Source organism: Sphingomonas sp., assembly GCF_023266535.1.
Classification (GTDB): domain Bacteria; phylum Pseudomonadota; class Alphaproteobacteria; order Sphingomonadales; family Sphingomonadaceae; genus Sphingomicrobium.
This window is the reverse complement of sequence record NZ_JAHFPY010000054.1, coordinates 1-18,853: the sequence shown is the minus strand read 5'-3', so window position 1 is coordinate 18,853 and position 18,853 is coordinate 1. Positions and strand designations below refer to the sequence as shown.

At 65.1% G+C, this 18,853-nt stretch carries 23 protein-coding genes and 1 tRNA gene; 7 read left to right on the top strand and 17 right to left on the bottom strand.

Annotated elements, in window-relative coordinates; translation table 11 throughout:
* On the top strand, positions 1-895 hold an 895-nt coding region (locus Q0C64_RS09520), incomplete at its 5' end, for a hypothetical protein (RefSeq protein ID WP_294123143.1).
* 1 nt (position 896) lies between these two features.
* On the opposite strand, the gene Q0C64_RS09515 is transcribed toward Q0C64_RS09520, so the two are convergent.
* On the bottom strand, positions 897-1,142 hold the full coding sequence (locus Q0C64_RS09515; RefSeq protein ID WP_294123141.1) for a hypothetical protein: 246 nt from the start codon (positions 1,140-1,142) through the stop codon (positions 897-899).
* A gap of 176 nt (positions 1,143-1,318) precedes the next feature.
* On the opposite strand from Q0C64_RS09515, the gene Q0C64_RS09510 reads away from it, so the two are divergent.
* A tRNA-Leu gene (locus Q0C64_RS09510) sits at positions 1,319-1,405 on the top strand.
* Between the two features lie 98 nt (positions 1,406-1,503).
* Here Q0C64_RS09510 and Q0C64_RS09505 read toward each other — a convergent pair.
* The 4 genes from Q0C64_RS09505 to Q0C64_RS09490 all read right to left on the bottom strand — a co-directional run bounded on the left by Q0C64_RS09505 (position 1,504) and on the right by Q0C64_RS09490 (position 6,450).
* Positions 1,504-4,191, bottom strand: a complete 2,688-nt coding sequence (locus Q0C64_RS09505) for a hypothetical protein (RefSeq protein ID WP_294123138.1) — start codon at positions 4,189-4,191, stop codon at positions 1,504-1,506.
* A gap of 83 nt (positions 4,192-4,274) precedes the next feature.
* On the bottom strand, positions 4,275-5,096 hold the full coding sequence (locus Q0C64_RS09500) for a molecular chaperone (protein WP_294123136.1): 822 nt from the start codon (positions 5,094-5,096) through the stop codon (positions 4,275-4,277).
* 161 nt (positions 5,097-5,257) lie between these two features.
* Positions 5,258-5,758, bottom strand: coding sequence for a DUF4402 domain-containing protein (locus Q0C64_RS09495; protein ID WP_294123133.1), 501 nt, complete (start codon positions 5,756-5,758; stop codon positions 5,258-5,260).
* A gap of 158 nt (positions 5,759-5,916) precedes the next feature.
* A complete protein-coding gene (locus Q0C64_RS09490) occupies positions 5,917-6,450 on the bottom strand; it encodes a DUF4402 domain-containing protein (RefSeq protein WP_294123131.1) in 534 nt (177 codons plus the stop codon).
* Between the two features lie 165 nt (positions 6,451-6,615).
* Here Q0C64_RS09490 and Q0C64_RS09485 point away from each other — a divergent pair, with 165 nt between their 5' ends.
* Positions 6,616-8,673, top strand: a complete 2,058-nt coding sequence (locus Q0C64_RS09485) for a PBP1A family penicillin-binding protein (protein ID WP_294123147.1) — start codon at positions 6,616-6,618, stop codon at positions 8,671-8,673.
* Here the strand turns inward: Q0C64_RS09485 and Q0C64_RS09480 are convergent.
* Both Q0C64_RS09480 and Q0C64_RS09475 read right to left on the bottom strand, forming a co-directional pair.
* A complete protein-coding gene (locus Q0C64_RS09480; protein ID WP_294123130.1) occupies positions 8,635-9,372 on the bottom strand; it encodes a SprT family zinc-dependent metalloprotease in 738 nt (245 codons plus the stop codon). The genes Q0C64_RS09485 and Q0C64_RS09480 overlap by 39 nt on opposite strands.
* Entirely contained in the window at positions 9,329-9,766 is a 438-nt protein-coding gene (locus tag Q0C64_RS09475; RefSeq protein ID WP_294123128.1) for a YcgN family cysteine cluster protein, read from the bottom strand. The genes Q0C64_RS09480 and Q0C64_RS09475 overlap by 44 nt, the downstream gene beginning before the upstream one ends.
* 66 nt (positions 9,767-9,832) lie before the next feature.
* Between Q0C64_RS09475 and Q0C64_RS09470 the strand changes: the two genes are divergently transcribed.
* Positions 9,833-10,450, top strand: coding sequence for an ankyrin repeat domain-containing protein (locus Q0C64_RS09470; protein ID WP_294123126.1), 618 nt, complete (start codon positions 9,833-9,835; stop codon positions 10,448-10,450).
* Here Q0C64_RS09470 and Q0C64_RS09465 read toward each other — a convergent pair.
* From Q0C64_RS09465 to Q0C64_RS09420, 10 genes are all read right to left on the bottom strand, one after another.
* Positions 10,447-10,932, bottom strand: a complete 486-nt coding sequence (locus Q0C64_RS09465; protein ID WP_294123123.1) for an MmcB family DNA repair protein — start codon at positions 10,930-10,932, stop codon at positions 10,447-10,449. The two genes, Q0C64_RS09470 and Q0C64_RS09465, sit on opposite strands and share 4 nt — an antisense overlap.
* A gap of 63 nt (positions 10,933-10,995) precedes the next feature.
* A complete protein-coding gene (locus Q0C64_RS09460; RefSeq protein WP_294123120.1) occupies positions 10,996-11,604 on the bottom strand; it encodes a cell wall hydrolase in 609 nt (202 codons plus the stop codon).
* Positions 11,605-11,805: 201 nt separating this feature from the next.
* Positions 11,806-12,147, bottom strand: a complete 342-nt coding sequence (locus Q0C64_RS09455; RefSeq protein ID WP_294123117.1) for a DUF1491 family protein — start codon at positions 12,145-12,147, stop codon at positions 11,806-11,808.
* Entirely contained in the window at positions 12,140-12,604 is a 465-nt protein-coding gene (locus tag Q0C64_RS09450) for a PaaI family thioesterase (protein ID WP_294123115.1), read from the bottom strand. The genes Q0C64_RS09455 and Q0C64_RS09450 overlap by 8 nt, the downstream gene beginning before the upstream one ends.
* Positions 12,594-13,058, bottom strand: a complete 465-nt coding sequence (locus Q0C64_RS09445) for a PTS sugar transporter subunit IIA (RefSeq protein ID WP_294123112.1) — start codon at positions 13,056-13,058, stop codon at positions 12,594-12,596. Before Q0C64_RS09445 ends, Q0C64_RS09450 begins: the two co-directional genes overlap by 11 nt.
* A gap of 76 nt (positions 13,059-13,134) precedes the next feature.
* The gene (gene raiA, locus Q0C64_RS09440) at positions 13,135-13,704 is read right to left on the bottom strand and encodes a ribosome-associated translation inhibitor RaiA (RefSeq protein WP_294123146.1); all 570 of its coding nucleotides are present in this window, start codon (positions 13,702-13,704) and stop codon (positions 13,135-13,137) included.
* 44 nt (positions 13,705-13,748) lie between these two features.
* On the bottom strand, positions 13,749-14,468 hold the full coding sequence (dnaQ, locus tag Q0C64_RS09435) for a DNA polymerase III subunit epsilon (RefSeq protein WP_294123109.1): 720 nt from the start codon (positions 14,466-14,468) through the stop codon (positions 13,749-13,751).
* Positions 14,469-14,475: 7 nt separating this feature from the next.
* Entirely contained in the window at positions 14,476-15,069 is a 594-nt protein-coding gene (coaE, locus tag Q0C64_RS09430; protein WP_294123107.1) for a dephospho-CoA kinase, read from the bottom strand.
* Entirely contained in the window at positions 15,066-15,881 is an 816-nt protein-coding gene (locus Q0C64_RS09425; RefSeq protein ID WP_294123104.1) for a shikimate dehydrogenase, read from the bottom strand. Before Q0C64_RS09425 ends, coaE begins: the two co-directional genes overlap by 4 nt.
* Positions 15,878-16,459, bottom strand: coding sequence for a Maf family protein (locus tag Q0C64_RS09420; RefSeq protein WP_294123101.1), 582 nt, complete (start codon positions 16,457-16,459; stop codon positions 15,878-15,880). The genes Q0C64_RS09425 and Q0C64_RS09420 overlap by 4 nt, the downstream gene beginning before the upstream one ends.
* Positions 16,460-16,773: 314 nt before the next feature.
* On the opposite strand from Q0C64_RS09420, the gene hemE reads away from it, so the two are divergent.
* From hemE to Q0C64_RS09405, 3 genes are all read left to right on the top strand, one after another.
* A complete protein-coding gene (gene hemE, locus Q0C64_RS09415) occupies positions 16,774-17,814 on the top strand; it encodes a uroporphyrinogen decarboxylase (protein WP_294123098.1) in 1,041 nt (346 codons plus the stop codon).
* A gap of 5 nt (positions 17,815-17,819) precedes the next feature.
* Positions 17,820-18,275, top strand: a complete 456-nt coding sequence (locus tag Q0C64_RS09410) for a CopD family protein (protein ID WP_294123096.1) — start codon at positions 17,820-17,822, stop codon at positions 18,273-18,275.
* 159 nt (positions 18,276-18,434) lie between these two features.
* Positions 18,435-18,853: Rho termination factor N-terminal domain-containing protein (locus Q0C64_RS09405; RefSeq protein WP_294123094.1), on the top strand; the 419-nt coding region annotated here is incomplete at its 3' end.

Here is an 18,853-nt window from a genome sequence, read left to right as displayed (position 1 = left end):
CCAGGTGCGCTGTGCCTCCTGCAAGCATAGCTGGCACCAGGACCAGGAAGGGGCGGTGATCGAGGCGGAGTCGGTCGCGGTCGATTTCGGCGGACCGCCCGAACCGGCGGACGCGAGCGTCGAACAACCGCTGGCCGAAGCCCCCGCCCATGCCGTCGAAGAAGACATGATCGCCGGCGAACCGCAGCCGGAGGTCGGCGCTCAGTTCGGAGGCGGATGGGGCGATCCGCCAGCGGATGCGCCGATCGAGCCTTCTCCGGCCGACGAAGTGTCGATGGAGGAAGCCCCGGCGGTAGCGGATGAATGGCGGCGGACCGAGCCGGTCGCCGAACATGCGCCCATTGCCGAAGAACCGATGGCCGAGTTCGCCGAGCAACCGGTTTTGACAGAAGACGATGGTCCGGCTGCTTTCGACGAGCCGGCCGCCGTGGCGGAAGAGGAATTCGCCAGCTATGCGCCGATCGAGGAGGAGCTGGCGCCGCGCCGGCGCTGGCCACTGATTGTTGGCCTATTGGCGCTGATCATCGCTGCCGCCGTCGCATTCTGGTTCCTGGCGCCAACCGAATGGAAGGCCAGAGCCGGTATCGACCAGGCGGGTGCCACCCCTTTGAAGTTGATGATTACCAATCCGGACCGCCAGACGCTGGCCAGCGGTAATGAATTGGTCGCGATCAGCGGGCGGGTGATCAACAATACCGACAGCGAGCAGCCGGTGCCGCCGATCCTGGCGGAACTGCGGAACAAAGAAACCAAAGCGCTTGTCCATCGATGGACCATTCCGCCGCCGGCCCGTGTCTTGCCGCCACGCAGTAGCGCAAGCTTCAACAGCGCCGAGATCGACGTTCCCAAGGGCGGTGACGAACTGACCGTAACCCTAGGCCGAGTTGGCAATTAAGCTATTGAAATTCCAGCAGTTCTGCTAATCTAATCTGGCCGTCGTAGTCGGTCAGCCGGGCCGATCGGCGGGCCGCGCTGGCCGGAACTTCGGCGTAATCCTGGCCGAACTTCGCACCGTTAATGACCATGATCCGGGCGGTGGCATGAGCCGTGGCCGTCGCGGCCGGTCGGAACGTCGGCGCTTGCGCCGGCGCCAACGCCGGCGAAGCGGAAACCGCAGCCAATAGGATGAATGCGCCGACCATGGACGGGGTCATAACCCAAGGCGCACAACATGGTTAGCGGCTTGTTTACCCTCTGTCCCGAAATGGGCCGGACGTCAGGCGGTCGATGGCCGTTGCCAGCATGGTTCCGCTTTGCTAGAGGCCGCGCCCTACCCAGGGCAGCGCCCCGTCAAGGACGCGCTGCTTTTTTCACGAGTGCGGTCGTGGCGGAACTGGTAGACGCGCAACGTTGAGGTCGTTGTGGGCGAAAGCCCGTGGAAGTTCGAGTCTTCTCGACCGCACCAGCATGAAAACCAAATCTGTCTGGGAGACAGATTTGGTTTTCATGCTCATGTCACTGATATTCTGGAAGAATCCAAAAGTCGTCTTGGACGACTTATGGTTAATGCGGGGTCTGCAGTCCGCTAGCGCCGCTGGTCGACAAAGCCATCTGGGGCGCTTTCGTGATGCGGATCGCCCCCATGCGGACGACCGACTTCTCGGCGCTGATCTCGACCGTGCGGTCGATCGCGGAACTGACGCCGGCGGCGTGGGCGGATTCGCTGGTCAGGCGCAGGCCGTAGCGGCCGTATGGGATACGATCGAACAGGAAGAAGCCGTCATAATCGCTGCGCCCTGACGCCACGACCTTGCCGGTCGCGTCGAGCAGCTCGATGTCGAGGCCCTCGAAGCCGCGGCCATCGCTTTGCACGAGCATGCCCTCGATATCGCCCGAGCCGACCAGGCCGATTTCGATCTTGGTGGCGACGCCTGGCCGCGGCACCACCACCTGCAGCGCCTTTTTCGGCGCCAGCGACGGATCTTCGAGGCTCGACGTATCGATTCCGACCGCGATCGGCTGGAACGGCTGCAGGCCGCCGACCCGGACCATGCCCTGTTTGTCGGTGGCCTCCTCGGAAACGCGCTGGCCGGTGGTGATGGTCGCGCCGGATTCCCACGGCTCGGATGGGTCGCGCACGCCATTGTCATTATTGTCGCGATAGACCCGCGCCTCGACGATTCCGGTCGAGGCCAGCCGCTGGTTGGTCAATTTGAAGCCGCCGGCGGCGGAATCGAGCGAGAAATTGAGGTTGATGCCGGCCGCGAAGCTGCCGTCGGTGCCGGCTTCGAGTGACGCGGCGGCAGCCATCGTGCTGAATCGGCGGATATGCGAGATGCGCGCATGGCCGCGCCTGGCGTTGGCATCATAGCCGAGCGCGCCTTCCCAGTCGGCCTTGTCGGAGGCCGACCAATAGGCGCTGAGTTCGGCGCTTCGGAAGCGGCTTTGCGGGCTGACCTCCCAGCGCGCCTCGCCGCGCAGGCGCACGCTTTTGACATGACCGGTGCCGAGCACGCCAAGTTCGAGCCGATCATCGTCATAGGAGGCAGTTCTGCCCAGGCGGTGCTGCCAGTCGACCAGGGTGGTCAGGTTGAAGCCATTGATATTGGTCGACAATCGGCCAAGCGCGTTGAGGGTGCGGCTGTCCCCGCCGCGATCGACCAGGCGAACATCGCCATGGGCGGCAATGGTCTGGTGGCCAAGCTTGAACGGCGCGTCGAGCGACAGCCGGCCTTCGCGATAGCGCTTCTCGCGCTCGCCGTTGACAACGAAGTCATTGGCGATGAGCGCATCGGCGCTGACGTTGACCGAGCCGAACTGCGCTACGGCGGCAAAGCGCCCGGCGACCCCGCCGCGACTGTCGCGCGCTACCGCCGCCTCGAGCAGGGACGTGCCGACCGACTGGCGCACCGAGCCCTCAACGAAGGTCAGTTTCTCGTTGTCGGCCAACAACATAGCAGCAAGCACCCCGAGCGAGGTGCGCTTGCTCAAGCCATGTTCAACCTGCACCGCCGCTTGCAGCTTCGGGCGGGTAAAGTCGGTCGTCTGGTTGGGGAACGTCAGCCCTCCGCCATCGTCGCGACCAACGAAATTGCCGAGCAAGTTGCGCCCCGGCTGGCTGATCCCGGCCCAATACCAGGTCTTGCCGGCCGGAACCTGAGTCTGGCCAACATTGATCGTCTCCAGCCGGCTGCGCCGTTGCCCTTGCGGCCCGTAAAGGACGATTTCGAACCGGTTGTCGCCATAGAGCAGCGCGACATCCTCGAACGTATAACGCTGCGAGCCGGTCGAATGGCTTAATGCAAGTAATTCTCCGTTGCGATAAAGCTCCGCATCCCATCCGGTGGGCAAATCGCCCTCGAACCGGGTGCGGTCGAACGCCACCGGATTGAACAGGGGACGATTGGTGACTTCAACGCCGCGGCCGTTGGAGCCCGGAACCAGCCGGTGCGACAGGGTTTGGACGTCACCGACCGCGAAATGGGTAGCGTCGAGCGGTCCAAGCAGCCCGCCGTCGGGATCCGAGCGGTAGGCCTTGATGCGCAGCGATTCGGGACGCCCCTTCTGGTCGGTCGTCAGCATCGAATCGTAGGACAGCCGGGCAATTTCGCCAGCCGCCTGGACCGAGGCGTGGCGATCGACCCTGAATCCGGTCGACGCCTGGTAGGTGGCACCGGCATGGACGATGAAGTCGAGCGCGGGGGCGCGCCACATCCGATAGGGCAGCTTGACCTGGGGCAGGCCTTCGAGCGGCATCGACGCCGGGCGCAGGCGCGCCGCGCGCTGCTGGCGCTCGCGGGCCAGCTCGACCGGCAGTTTCGCCTCGGATTCGAGCATCAGCACCGAGCCCTGGGTGACCGGCTTGACTCCGATCTTGAACCAGCGACCGAGCGCGGCGCTGTCGACGCACCAACCCTCGGGGGTTTCGCGGATCGTGCCCTCGGCCAGCTTTTCCTGTTTGTCACCGAAGCGGACGCTGCCCGCCGCCTGGTCGATGTCGATCTTGTTGTCCTCGCGGAAGGCCCAGCCCGAGGCCCGCTTGGCGGCAAGGTCGATCTTCATCGGCAGGTCGAGCGTGGTGAGGAAGTCGCCGAACACCACGCAAGTGCCTTCGGGCGTATTGTAGGCGCGAACGCCGTCGCCGAGGCGAAGCTGGCGGATGTTGACGTCGAGCAGGAATTGTTCGTCGGGATCGGCGGTCCAGGCGGGGCCGACCGGGCTGGCCGCCCACGCCGCAGCCGCGCCGGCCAAGGCCAGCGCCCACGACGCTAAAACGCCGCGTTTCCAGCGGATTAACCGCCTCACCGCGAAGATTCCCGCCCCCCGCCTGCCGCCTAGCGCAGTACCGCGGAGGTTTCGGCGAGCGTTACCGGGCCGGTATCGGTCGGTTCGACGTACTGCACGGTGACCTGGCCATTGGCGTTGGCGGCCTGGGCCGGGTCGATCGGGATGGTCACCGAGCGCTTGCCGACTTCGGTATAGACGGCGATGCCGTTGACCATGGCGATGGGGTCGGCGACGCCGGCCTTGAACACCTTGACCGCGCCGAATGTCGAGCGATCGCCGTTGCGGCTGATATCGAGCGAAATTGCCGGCTTGCCGTCGGCCATGACCTTGTGGACGTTGGCGATCGCCGCCTTGGCCTCGAGATGGCCCAGGCGGATGATGACCGGAATGGTCACGCCGTAAATCGGGCGCAGCTGGAAGGCGACGCCCTCGATCTTCTCCGGCGCGACCTGCGGCCGGGGCGGCGGCACCGCGCGAAACAGCATGTGCACGCGATATTCGCCGTCCGGCAGGCCTTCCGGCGCCCGCGCCGACAGGCGGATCGCCTGCGGCTGGTTGGGCGGCAGGGTGATCCGCCGCGGCGCGTAGAGCAGCATCTCCTGCGCCGCCTTCTCGCCGGCGTTAGGCTCGGTGACATCGACCAGATTGCCCTCCGGCGTCATGCGGCGGAGCTCGGCGGTGACGCGGTAGGTGGCGACATCGTCGCCGATATTGTTGAGGATCACCTCGGCGCCGCGGCGACCGTCGAGCACGACGCGGGTCGGCGCGACCAGCAAATCGCCGACCCCGGCCCGCGCCGCCGGCGCGGCCAGCAACAGGGGCGCAACCAGCGCGAATTTGGCGATTGGACGTGAGAACAGGCTGGCCATCAAATTTCCTCCGAAACGGTCAGGAGGAAGATGGCCCCAAAATGGTTATTATTCGGCTAACCATGCCGAGAAACCGTGCCACAAGAAAATGGGGGCCGCCGATCGCTCGGCAGCCCCCCGTCCAAAGCGCCCGATACAACGGGCGCTTCACCTACCAATAATCAATAATCGACGGTGACGTTGATGTCGCCGACGTAGAGGCCGCCCGGGGCCGAAGCCAGCACGGCAACGCTGCCGCCGACATTGAAGTCGGCGCCGGCCGCGCCCGAGTTGGGCAGGGTGACATTGGCCGGAGCGCTCGGCGTGAAGGCCAGCGTCGACGCGCCGTTGGCGAGGTTCGAGCCCGCGACCGTGATCTTCACCAGCTGGTTGTTCGAGCCGGTGACATGGAACGAAGCCGACTGGGCGCCGGTCGTGTCGCAGGTCACGTTGGCGGCGGCGCCGCAGGTGACGGTGCCGGCCTGGCTGATCGAGACGGTGTCGTCGCCGGTGACGACGATGGTGCCGAAGTGCAGGTCGCGGGTCGCGGCCAGCGTCAGCGGCTTGACGATGATTACGCGGGCCTTGGCGACCGGGGTCGCGGGCACCGGAGCAGCCACGGCCGGCGTCGCGGCAATCGTGGCGACGGCGGCCAGGGCCGCCAGACGAATGAACTTGGTCATGATGTATTCCCCACTTGATTCGAAAACATGGCGGCTGGCCGAGCAAGACCGTCCATCCGTGACGCCCTCATTAACCTTAACGGCTTTCGGCTTTGCTCAATCTTATGGTTTCCGCGCTGTTAACTATTGCGCCGCTTTGGACCGGAACTGGCGGCGCGCTACAGATAATCGACGTCGACCGTGACATCGCCGCGGAACTCGCCGCTGACGTCTCCGGTCAGGTGAAGCACCCCGCCGAGGCGGAACTTGAGCCGGCCGTTGGCGTCGAGGCGCGGCATTTGCGGTAGGTCGGAACGGAGCGATTCGAGCCGGATGACGCCGCCGGAATAGCCTTGCAGCTCGATTCGGCGCGGCAGGTCGATCCGGACATAGCGATTGGGCTCGCCGCGAATCACGACTTCGCCGACCATCGCCCGGGCGCTGATCGAGGCGATCGAGCCGGTGACGTTGCGCGCGCCATCCGGACGCAGCTCGGCGCTGCCGTCACCGCTGCCGGTCAGGACCAGCCGGTCGAAGTCGAGATTGACCTCGACATCGAGCTTGACCGGAGCAGCCGGCGTTTCGCCGGTCGCCGTCGGGGCCGGTGTGCACAGGCTGCACGGAGCCGTCACGTCCTGCGAAGCTGCAGGCGTGGTGAAGGCCATGGCGCCGGTCAGCGCCAGTATGAAATGGGCATAGGAGCGGCCCGTCATGCGAGTGACGCTAGAAGAGCGATGTTGAAACAAGGTTAATGGCGCCTTCATCCTTCATTGCGGAGTGAAGGCTTCGGCGCGGGTTGCCCGCGCTTGTCGGAACCCGAGGAAGCCAATAGGAACTCAACGCCAATGGCCTCATCCTCTCCGTCCCGCGCCAAGGGCATGTTCGTCTCCGGCCTGAAATGGGCCGCTGTTGCCGCCGTCCTCGGCCTCATCGGCCTGGTCGTGGCGGTCGCCGTGGCGATGACCCAGCTCCCCGACTATGAGCAGCTCAGCAAGCGCTCCGACCTTGGCCAGATGGTCCGGGTCCGCGCCAATGACGGCACGTTGCTGGTCTCACTCGGCCCGAGCTTCGGACGCTGGCTGAGGTATGACGAGATCCCGCCGACGATGCGCGCGGCGATGATCGCAGTCGAGGACAAGCGCTTCCGCAGCCATATCGGCGTCGACCCAATCGGCGTTGCCCGGTCGTTCAAGGTGCGCGCGGAAAGCGGCCGCTGGCGCCAGGGCGGTTCGACCATCACCCAGCAATTGGCGCGCAACATCTTCCTCACCAACAGCCGCACGTTTGGGCGGAAGATTAAGGAAGCGGTGCTGGCGCTGGCGCTGGAGCGCAAGTTCACCAAGGACCAGATCCTCGAGCTTTACCTCAACCGCGTCTATTTCGGCGGCGGCGCCTATGGCATCGACGCCGCCAGCCGGACCTTCTTCGGCCATGGCGCGGAACGGCTCAACCTCGGCGAAGCGGCGATCATTGCCGGGCTGGTCAAGGCGCCGTCCAATTATTCACCGACCGCCGACGTCCAGGCGGCGCGTGGCCGCGCCAGCGTGGTCATCAACTCGATGGTCGAAAACGGCTTCCTGCCGGCCGGCGAGGCAGTCGCCGCCCATCCGGCCGAGGTCAAGGTGCAGCCGGCGTCGAAACAGAACAGCGTCCGCTATTTCACCGACTGGGCGCTGCCCCAGCTCGACACGCTGATCGACGAGACCAGCGACCCGATCGACGTATTCACCACGCTTGACCCCGGCATGCAGAGTGCCGCCGACGCCGCGATCAACGGCAACAGCCCGCCGGGAACCCAGGGCGCGCTGGTGGCGATCGACCGCGACGGCGCGGTGCGGGCGATGGTCGGCGGCCGCAACTATGTCGATTCGATCTACAACCGCGCGACCCAGGCCGAGCGCCAGCCGGGATCGGCGTTCAAGCTGTTCGTCTATCTGTCCGCGCTCGAGTCGGGCATGAAGCCGAGCGACATGGTGGTCGACAAGCCGGTGACGATCGATGGCTGGACCCCGCGCAACTCGACCCGCACATTCGCCGGACCGGTGTCCTTACGCGAAGCCTTTTCCCGTTCGATCAACACCATCAGCGCGCAAATCGGCGATTCGCTGGGCTTCGACACCATTGCCAACATGGCCCACCGCTTCGGCATCTCGGGCAAGATCTCGACCTTCCCGTCGATGGTCCTGGGGACCAGCGACGTGCGGCTGATCGACATGACCCGCGCCTTCGCCGCCGTGCAGAACCGCGGCGTCGGCGTCATGCCCTACGCGATCAGGAAGGTGGTCACTGCCGACGGGCGGCTGCTTTACCAGCACCAGGCAAATGAGGATCGTGTCCTGGTCGCGCCTTATGTCGCGGCGGAAATGACCGACCTGCTGCAATCCGCAGTGCTGTCCGGCACCGGCCGGGCGGCGCAGATCGGCCGCCCGGTGGCAGGCAAGACCGGCACCACCTCGTCAAACAAGGACGGCTGGTTCGTCGGCTTTTCGAGCGGGCTTACCACCGGGGTGTGGATGGGCCGCGACGATGCCAAGACGGTCGCCGGACTGCAGGGCGGAACCGCGCCGGCACGCGCCTTTGCCGCCTTCATGAAGGTGGCGGTGGCCAAGCGCCCGGTCGAGCAGTTCGAGACGCAGGCGCCGATCCCCGACTGGCAATTAGAGCCCGACGAGGAAAGCTATGGCTTCAACATGGAGCAAACAGCGCCGCTAGTTGACGAAAATGGCATGCCGATCGGGACCCAGCCGCGCGATCCGTTGGCGCCCGACCAACAGGCACAGCCGCAGGACGGAACCCAGGCCGACCAGCAATGGCTCGACGAAGTGCTCAAGCGCAATCCGGAGAACCGGCCACAGCCTTCGCCGCGAGCGCCGCCGCGGCAGCCGCAGCAGCAGCCGTCACAGCCCGCGACCGACCCGCTTCAGCCGCGGCCCTAACGCCCGGAGTTCGGCCCGCGCGGCAGCGACATTGCCGTCGAACAGCCTCGCCTCCAGCGCCTTGAACCCGGGTCCGTGATCCATGTGGACACGGTGTGCCACCTCATGCGCAACCACCCATGAGAGCAGGTGCGGCGGGGCGAGAATCAGTCGCCAATTATAGCGAATTGAACCATCCGACGAGCAGCTGCCCCAGCGGCTGGAAGCATTGCCGACGGCAACCGATTTGACCGCAACGCCGGCGCGGGAAGCATGGTCGGCGGTTGCGTCGCTGAGCCGTGCTCGCGCCAATGCGCGCAGGAAGCGCTCGATCCGGCCGGCGAATGCCTCGCGCGGACCGCCACAGCGCAGAGCTTCATCGATGATTTCGGGACGACGAGGCCAACGCTCCTGCCACTCCAGCCGGATCGTGCGGCCTTCGAGCGGAATGGCCGCGCCAGGCACGAATGGTTCTCCCGGCTGGACCATGGCCAGCTGCCGCTCGACCCACTCGCCTTGGCTTTGCGCCCAGTCCAGCGCCGTTCGGCGGCTCATGCGCCGCGGAAAAGTCAGGATGAGCCGATCGCGGGCCTCGTCGAGCCGCAGCCGCATCGCTCGCGCACGCGGGTGGGGACGAAGCTCGATCGGCCAGGCCAGGCCGGCCAGGGAAAGCGGCTCAGAGCGGCCGGTCGACAAGGTGCCATTCCAGCTCGCCGGCATCGACCTCGCTGACCGTCCAGCCGCGGGTCGACTGGCCGGCCTCATGCACCGTCTCGCGGCTGCCGGAAATCAGGTAATGCCAGTCGGGCAAGGGCTTGCCCTCCCAGCGCAGCCGGTAAGCGCAGGTCGACGGCAGCCATTCCAGTTCGTCAAGCTTGTTTGGGTCGAGCTTGACGCAATCGTCGACCAGCTTCTTGCGATTGGGGTAGTCGGTGCACTGCCCGGTGCGGCGGTCGAGCAACTTGCAGGCGACGTTGGTCGGGAACAGCTGCCCGGTTTCTTCATCTTCCAGCTTGTGCAGGCAACAGCGGCCGCAGCCGTCACACAAGGCTTCCCACTCGCCGCGGTCGAGCGAGGACAAAGGCTTTTCCCAAAAGGCACTTGCGCTATTCATGGATAGGTCACACTTGGTCCGCCAAGGCGGCCAGATCAAGGCGCTTCCCATACGAAGGACATTGAGATGCGGGGGTTGTTGAAGGCGGGTTTGGCATTGGTACTGGCCGCGGCCGCGATCCCGGCCACTGGGCAGATTGCCGGTGGATTCGGCGTCAATCACTCCGACGGCGAAGCGTTCATCGAGGCGATTGAAAAGGGCGACAACAACGCGGCGATTCCGCTGATCGAACAGGCCGGGTCGCGCGTGGCAAACTACAAGAACTACAAGGGCGATACGGCCCTGCATGTCGCGGTCCGCAAGCGTGAGCTCGATTGGGTCGGCTATCTGCTCAAGAAGGGCGCGGATCCCAACATCGGCGACGCCAATGGCGACACGGCGCTGATCATCGCCTCGCGCATTGGCTTCGAAGAAGCGGCGACCTGGATGGTCCAGCTGGGCGCCAAGGTCGACGCGCCCAACCGGCGCGGCGAAACGCCGCTGATTATCGCCGTCCAGCAACGCCAGCCGCGGATTGTCGAAATATTGCTGAAGGCCGGCGCCAATCCCGACAAGGGCGATCATGCCGCGGGCCTTAGCGCGCGCGACTATGCCAAGCGCGACACCCGCAATCCCCAGCTGCTGAAGCTGATCGAGACCGTCAAATCGACCAAGAAACAGGCCGCCGGTCCCTCGGTCAATTAGAGCGATTCGCCCAGCGTAGGGTCAATCTGCGCCGACAGCCGCCGGGCGGCGCGCCGGGCGAAGCGTAGCGTTTCCGCTTTGCGCCGGGCAGGCGCCAACAAACGGGTCGATGGCTCGCGCATGACGACGGCATCATAGCGGTCGGCGATCAGCAGCCCCGCCTCGCCAGGCAGGAACCGGTCTTCCTCGAGTAGCTGGGCGAGCACATGTGGCACCGCCCAGAAGAAGCGGTCGCAATAGTCGAGATAGTCGGTCCATTTCTGGTCGCCGAGCAGGTCGGCCTTGCTGACCTTGATCTCGACGATGGTCAGTTCGCCCTTGGGCCCGACGGCCATCAGGTCGGCGCGGCGACCATTGGGCAAGGGCACCTCGCACATCGCGAACAAATCGTGCCGGCAGAACAGGCGGGTGACCCCGCGCGCCACTTCCGCCGCGATCGGCGGACCGTCGATGAAGCAATCGGGAATCGGACTGGACGCCATGGCCAATCCGTAGAACAAAAAGAGACCGCCGTGAAGGCGGCCTCTCAAGTCAGGAACGATCAATCAACGGTAGAAAACGTGATTACCAAGTGTGCCGATGCGCGCCATCCGCCAGCCCGGCGAAACCCGGCGGGCATGAAAATAGAGGGCTTTCCCCATCGGCGAGGGTTGCAGTTTCTGGTCGACAATCCTGGCGATCGCCACGGCATCCCTCCAGTCCTGGCTGGCGCGCGGGATGTAGGGCATCGCATGGCCGCGCACGAAGCTGAACTGGCTGCGCTGGTAGACCACGCCGCAATAGCTTGACGGGAAACGGCCCGATGCAGCGCGGTTGGCAATGACGTGGCCGACGGCCAGCTGGCCGGTCAGGCTCTCGCTCTTGGATTCGAAATAGATGGCGCCGGCGAGGCACTCGAGTTCGCGGCTGCCAGCTTCGGTATCGCGCAGCCGCGCAACCGACTGGGCCAGCGATTCGCCTTCAACGGCGGCGACGTCGGGAGCCTCGTCCTGATCGTCGGCGACCGGCGCGAGGGGATCGATTGCTTCCTCGACCGGAAGCGGGGCGATGGCGGAGGCCACCGGTAATTCATTGCTACCATCGGCGATCAGCGGCTCGGCGGCCGGCTTAACCTGGGCCGGGGCGACCGACGATGCGGTCAGGGCGGCGATCACCAAGATGGTGGAACGAAAAGGCACAATCATGAAAACCGTCACTTGGGCGGTGAACCGGCCGCTTGGTGAGCTGCCCGAAGGCTTCGCTCGCCGAGGGTGATTCCCCGACTGCGTGGCATCCTTAGAAACGGCTTACAGGCCGATAAGCGGATGCCCCCCGCATTGATGTCCGGGACCTGATTTAGGATTGGTTCCCCGGGGTCAACCTTGAGCGGTCGTTTCAGCGATGAACCGTTCCGGGTCCGGGATATCCAGTTCAATTAACCAGAGATCTTCATCGAAGCGGACGCGTTTTTGGCTCCATTCCGCCAATGCTGGGCCATCCGCGCCAGCTTCCGGACCGACCCGTTGCCAACCATATCTGCCGGCAAGGGTCAGTGTTCGTTCGAGGCAGGCGTTGTGGACGCCACGGCCCGAGATCATCAGGACCAGCGCTCCGCGATCGGGGTCGCCGCGCTTCAGAACCGTGCCGAAGCCCCCTTCCGCCTCGGCCTGGCGAAGCAGGGCAGCCGCTTCGAGACGGGCCGGCAGCCGTTCAGCCAAACCGGTATCCGTCGAGGCCCGACAAGGCGATGTGCGATCGCATGAAAGTGCCGGTGCCGCGGGCGCATTCCTCGCCTTCGCTGTCGACGATCCTGGCTTCGGCGACAAACACCCGCCGCTTGCCTGAAATCCAGCGGCCTTCGGCGCGCGCCTCGCCGTCGCGCATCGGCTTGGTGAAATGGAGGTTGAAGGCGGTGGTCAGCAGGAAGCGATCGCTGACCAGCCCGTTGCAGGCATAGAAAGCAGCATCGTCGAGCATCTTGAAATAGAGCGTGCCATGCGCGGCCCCGGCGGCATGGAAGCTGTCCGGCGCGACGGCAAACCTGATCTCGCTCTTGCCTGCGTCGGGCAAAGTGAGACGCGATTCGAACAGGCGGTTGATGGGTGCGCTGTTGTAGAGCGATTCCAGCGCCCGCAAGTGCGCCTGCTCCCCCGCCAGCAGGGCGTCAGGCCGCATCCCGCTCCTCGGCGCCCATCAGCACCGCCGCCATAGCATCGCGGCTCCGGGCGCCGCGCAGCTTCTCGACGATGCCGGCATGGCGCATCAGCCGGCTGACCGCGGCCAGCGCCTTCAGATGTTCGGCCCCGGCATCGGGCGGCGACAGCAACAGGAACACAAGGTCAACCGGCGCGCCGTCGATCGCCTTGTAGTCGACCGGCGCCGCGAGCCGGACAACCAGCGCATAGACCCGGTCGATGCCGGCCAGCTTGCCATGGGGAAAGGCGACCCCGCCGCCGAACCCTGTCGACCCCAGCCGTTCGCGCTCCGCGATCGCGTCGGCGATCTGCGAAGGCTCCAGCGAAAGCCGCGCCGCCGCAATCTGCGAAAGCTGGTTCAATAGCTGGCGCTTGTTGCCCGCCGCCAGGTCGACGCGGATTGCTTCAAAGTCGAGAAATTCGGAAAGCTGCATCGCAATTCATCCAGGACAGGCGGCTACGCGCGAACAAGGGTCTTGAAAGCGCCGTTAGCCGCGCTTTGCCGCCTTGTCACTTCGATGAGGGTTCGACCCAGCCGATGGTTCCGTCATCCCGGCGATAGACCATGTTGTATTGGCCGCTGTTCGGGTTGCGAAACATCAGCGCGTTGGTGTTGCGCAAATCGAGCATCATCACCGCGTCGGAGACACTGGCTTCGGGAATGTCGACCTTGGTCTCGGCGACGATCGCCGGAGCCGGCGGCAGCGGCTCCTCCTCGTTGGTCGGGCCGGCGAAGATGGTGTAGGCGGCGCTCTCTTCGATTTCACCGCCATCGGGCTCGCCGCGCCGATCGCGCAGCCGGTCCATGTAGCGCTTCAGCTGGCGTTCGATTTTGTCGGCCGCGCCATCGAACGCGACATGCGCGTCGTCGGCGCGATTGGACGACTTCAGTACCACACCCTGGTTGACCGGGGCGACGATGTCGCAGGTGAAATCCTCGTAAGGCCCCCGACCGAAGGTCACGTTGGCGGCGACGGCGCGGGAGAAATAGCGGTCGGCGATGGCCGACAGCCGGTTGGAGACATGGGAACGCAGCGACTCTCCGGTTGCGACCTGGTGACCCGCGACCCGAATGTCCATCATGCCTCTCCTTTCATCTCCATCACGGCGTAACGCCAACGGAGTCAGGCGGCGCCGCGTTCCGAAGTGGGAGCGAAGAAACGATCCCACAAGGGATTGACGATCCTGGCCACAAAGGCGCGATGCCGCGCCACTTCCTCCGGTGCGGCGGCATGTGGCCGCGCCTCGCGCACCGGTCGATTGACAGTTTCGGCAGTGGCCAGTGGCTCACCGGCCGCCGATGGCGCCGCGGCGACCAGGCCGAGCCCGATCTGCCGTCCGCCGGTCAGCTCGATATAGACCTGCGCCAGCAACTGCGCGTCGAGCAGGGCGCCATGCTTGACCCGCTGCGAACGATCGACGCCGAAGCGCGTGCACAAGGCATCGAGGCTGTGCTTGGCGCCCGGGTGGCGGGAGCGGGCGAGCACCAGCGTATCGACCATCCGGCTCATCGAGACTGCCATTCGACCGCATTGTTCGAGTTCGTGATTGAGGAAACCGAAATCGAACCCGGCATTGTGCGCCACCAGCGGCGCATCGCCGATGAATTCGAGCAGCTCTTCGGCCTTGTCGGCAAAACGCGGCTTGTCCGACAGGAAAATATCGCTGAGGCCATGGACCGCTTCGGCCTCGCTCGGCATCGGCCGGTCGGGATTGAAATAACAATGGAAGTGGCGCCCGGTCTCGACCCGGCCGATCATTTCGATGCAGCCGATTTCGACCATGCGGTCACCGCCCGCGGGCGACAGGCCCGTGGTCTCCGTGTCGAAGACAATTTCGCGCATGGCTTCCTTAAACACCCGTCGCGAGGCCGAGACAAGTCAGGATGTTGATCACCTGGGCGCGGGTTTCATCCAGCGTGCCCGAGGTATCGACCACGAAGTCGGCGCGTTCGCGCTTCTCTTCGTCCGGGATCTGGCGGGCGAGAATCTGTTCGAACTTTTCCATCGTCATGCCCGGCCGTTCCAATACCCGCTGGCGCTGCAGTTCGGGCGAAGCGGAGACGACGATCACCTTGTCGAACGCTTCATTGCCGCCGGTTTCGAACAACAATGGGATATCGAACAGTAATGCCGGTGCATCGCCATGTTCGACGATGAAGCGGGTGCGCTCGTGATGGACCGCCGGATGGACAATCGCCTCGAGCGCGGCGAGTTCGTCGCGGTCACCAAGCACCGCCGCCGACAAGGCATCGCGATCGACCGCGCCATCGCGCGTGGTGTTGGGGAAGCGCGCCTCGATCATCGGCACCAGCCGGCCGCCCGGTCCCTGCAACTGGCGGACCGCGGCATCGGCGTCGAAGGTCGGAATGCCGGCTTCGGCAAACATTGCGGCCACGGTCGACTTGCCCATGCCGATCGATCCGGTGAGTGCCAGCGTGATCATTGGTGCGGCACCTGCCAGAGTTCCCCGTCGCGGTCACGCGGCGGCTTCTGGCCGAAGAAAAGTTCGAAGCTGGAGGCCGCCTGCTCGACCAGCATCTGGAGGCCGTCCACCGCGTGCAGACCGGCCTGGCGCGCCGCGGTGATCAGTGGAGATTCGTTAGGTCCGTAAGTCATGTCGAAGACCCAGCCGCCGGCCGGCATATGCTGAAGGTCGCAATTGAGGCAGTCGCGGCCGGGCATGCCAAGCGGCGTGGCATTGATCAGCCCGTCGCTGACGATCGGCTCGGTAAACAAGGCCGGCGCCGTCATCAGGCCGAACTCCACCGCCAGCTTGCGCGCCTCGGCTACGTGGCGCGCCTGGACGCGGACGTTGGTGATACCCAGCAGCTTCAGCGCAACCAGCGCCGCCCGGGCCGCGCCGCCGTTGCCGAGCAGGGTGACGCTGCCCATTCGCACCTTGGCCTCGTGCAGCTTGACCAGCAGCACGTCGATCGCACCGACATCGGTATTGGCGGCGGCCAGCCGGCCTTCGCGCATCATCAGCAAATTGGCCGCGCCAGCCGCGACCGCGCGGTCCGATGCACTGTCGGCCAGCGACACGGCGTCGAGCTTCAGGGGCATGGTGACATTGGCGCCGCGCCACGCCGGGTCGATGCGTTTCTCGGCGAGATAGCCAGGTAGGTCAGCGCGCGAGACGCGGCGGCGTCCGTAGCTCGCGTCGATGTCCAGCGCCTTCAGCCAGAAGCTGTGGATCGCCGGCGACAGGCTATGGTCGACCGGATCGCCAATCACCTCGGCATAGGGCCTGGTCATGAAGCGATGATCCCGCGTTCCCGGAGCGCGCCGAGCAGCGGCAGGAGCGGCATGCCGAGGATCGTGAAATGGCTTCCTTCGACCCGCTCGAACAGGGCCACGCCGCGGCCCTCCATCCGGAACACACCAACGCAATAGCCGACCTCCGGCCACTCCTGGTTGAGATAGGATTGGATGAATTCCTCGGACAGCGGGCGGACCTTCAGGCGCGCGGTCTCGGCATAGCTCCAGTCGATCCGGCCACGATTTGCCAGGGCAACCGCGCTGGCCAACTCCATGATTTGTCCGGAAAAAGCGCGAAGATGGGTCGCAGCCTCCTCGCGGTCGCGTGGCTTGGAATAGCGCTGTCCGTTGACGGTTACCGTGCTGTCGCTGCCGATCACCCAATCGCAGTCGTCCGCCGCAATTGAAGCGGCCTTGCTCTCCGCCAATCGCCGGGCAAGTTGTTCGCCGCCCAGGTCCGGCCCGGCCTTTACCGCAGCCTCATCGAAATCGGGTGAGCGGACGTTGAACCCCACTCCGGCCTGCTCAAGCATCGTCCGGCGGATCTGGCTGTTACTGGCCAATATCAACGACATAGGTCCCCGGGGGAAAAGTCTGTGGAAAAACCGCTGTATCGTCCTAGCGCGAAGGCGGGAATCACCCAATGCCCGCGATCGGCCAAAATCCGCCCGAACGGGATTCCAGACTCGGTCCACAGGGGAAAATTACCGTCCACAGCCTGTGAATCATGGGAGAGTCCGGGCGCGACTCGCGCATCTCCGATGAGTCGCGCTACCTGCCTCCCTGTTGGCAAAGTCGGGAGGCGCGCTTAAATCCGGCTGCCAACGCCCCATCATCATCATCAATCTACTATTTAAATATATAAGGGAGAAAGAGGGTGGCCTCGGCCTTGCCTGACAAAGCGCATGACCTTGGCGACAAGCCCCTGCTGGCCGTCCTGAAGGGCGAGCGGCGCGATCCGCCGCCAATGTGGCTAATGCGCCAGGCCGGCCGCTATCTGCCCGAATATCGCGAATTGAGGGCAACCAAGGGCGGCTTCCTCGAACTGGCCTATGATCCCGAGGCCGCTGCCGAAATCACGCTGCAGCCGCTCAGGCGGTTCGCGTTCGACGGTGCGATCCTCTTCTCCGACATTTTGGTCGTGCCGCACGCGATGGGGATGGACCTCACTTTTGTGGCCGGCGAAGGCCCGCGTCTCGCGCCGCGGCTGGCCGAAGCAGGGCTTGACGATCTGCGGCCGGCGATGGAGCGGCTCGAGCCGATCTACGAGACGGTCCGGCTGGTGAAGGCCGAGCTCAGGCCGGAAACGACCTTCCTCGGCTTCGCCGGCTCGCCGTGGACGGTCGCGACCTACATGATTGCCGGCCAGGGCAGCCGCGAGCAGGCCGAGGCGCGGCAGCTTGGCTATGCCGACCCCGGCAAGATGGACGCGATCCTCGATAGTGTCGCGCACATCACCGTCGACTATCTGTCGCGCCAGATCGAAGCGGGTGTCGATGCGATACAATTGTTCGACAGCTGGGCGGGCAGCCTGTCGCCGGCGCAGTTCGAGCGCTTCGTCATCGCCCGCACCGCCTGGATCGTGGGCGAGCTCAAGGCACGCCATCCGGATACGCCGATCATCGGCTTTCCGAAGGGCGCCGGCGGCAAGCTTCGCGCCTATGCGGCGGAGACCGGGGTCGATGCGGTCGGGCTCGACGAGACGGTCGACCCCGCCTGGGCGGCGCGCGAGCTGCCCGCGGGGCTGCCAGTCCAGGGCAACCTCGACCCGCTGGCGCTGATTGCCGGCGGCGAGCAATTGGAGCGGGAGGTGCGGCGCATCCTTGACGCGCTGGGGAACCGTCCCCACATCTTCAACCTGGGCCACGGGATCCAGCAGACGACGCCGATCGAGCATGTCGAGCAGCTGGTTGGGCTGGTGAAGGGCTAACGGGGATGCTCAGCCAATATCAGGGTTTCCTCGGCGCGGCCTATCCATGGGTCAAGGCGGCCCACCTAACCTTTGTCATCTTCTGGATCGCCGGACTGTTTATCGTTCCGCGCTATTACATCCACCACCAGGCGACGACGCCCGGTTCGGCCGAGGACCGCGCCTGGATCGAGCGGGAGGACAAGGCCCGCACAGTGATCCTGGCGCCGGCAATGCTGCTGGTGTGGCTGCTCGGCCTGATGCTGGCGGTCCACCTCAATATCTGGGGCCAGTACTGGTTTACCGCCAAGCTGGCGCTGGTGCTGCTGCTGACGGCTTATCAGGGCTGGATCGGTTCTTATGGCAGGAAGCTGGCAGCCGGCCATCGCGAACTCGACGACAAGAAGCTGCGCATGATGAACGAGCTGCCGGGGATTCTCACCGCGCTGATCGTCGTGCTCGTGATTGTTAGGCCCTTTTAACGGGCGTTGACTTCCCGCTACAGCGGGTCTTAAGCGAGTTCCCAAGACGGCTGCATCGGCCCGACTCTCCTCTTTCGCCGGTGCGCCCATTCCTATTCTGCGACGTCCTGTCGCACGACATTGATTTTCAATCACAAATTACACCGAAAGACAGAATAAATGCATCTCAAGGACCTCAAGCAGAAATCTCCTGCCGACCTCGTTGCGCAAGCCGAGGAGATGGGGATCGAGGGCGCATCGACGATGCGCAAGCAGGACCTGATGTTCTCCATCCTCAAGGTCCGGGCCGAGAGCGGCGCCGAGATCAACGGCCAGGGGACCATCGAAGTCCTCAACGACGGCTTCGGATTCCTCCGCTCGCCGGAGGCCAATTACCTCGCCGGGCCGGACGATATTTACGTCGCGCCGAACGTCGTGCGCCGCTTCGGCCTGCGCACCGGCGACACGGTCGAAGGCGAGATCCGCGCGCCCAAGGATGGCGAACGCTATTTCGCGCTGACCAAGGTCACGCAAATCAATTACGACGATCCCGACGCCGTGCGTCACCGGGTCAATTTCGATAACCTCACGCCGCTCTA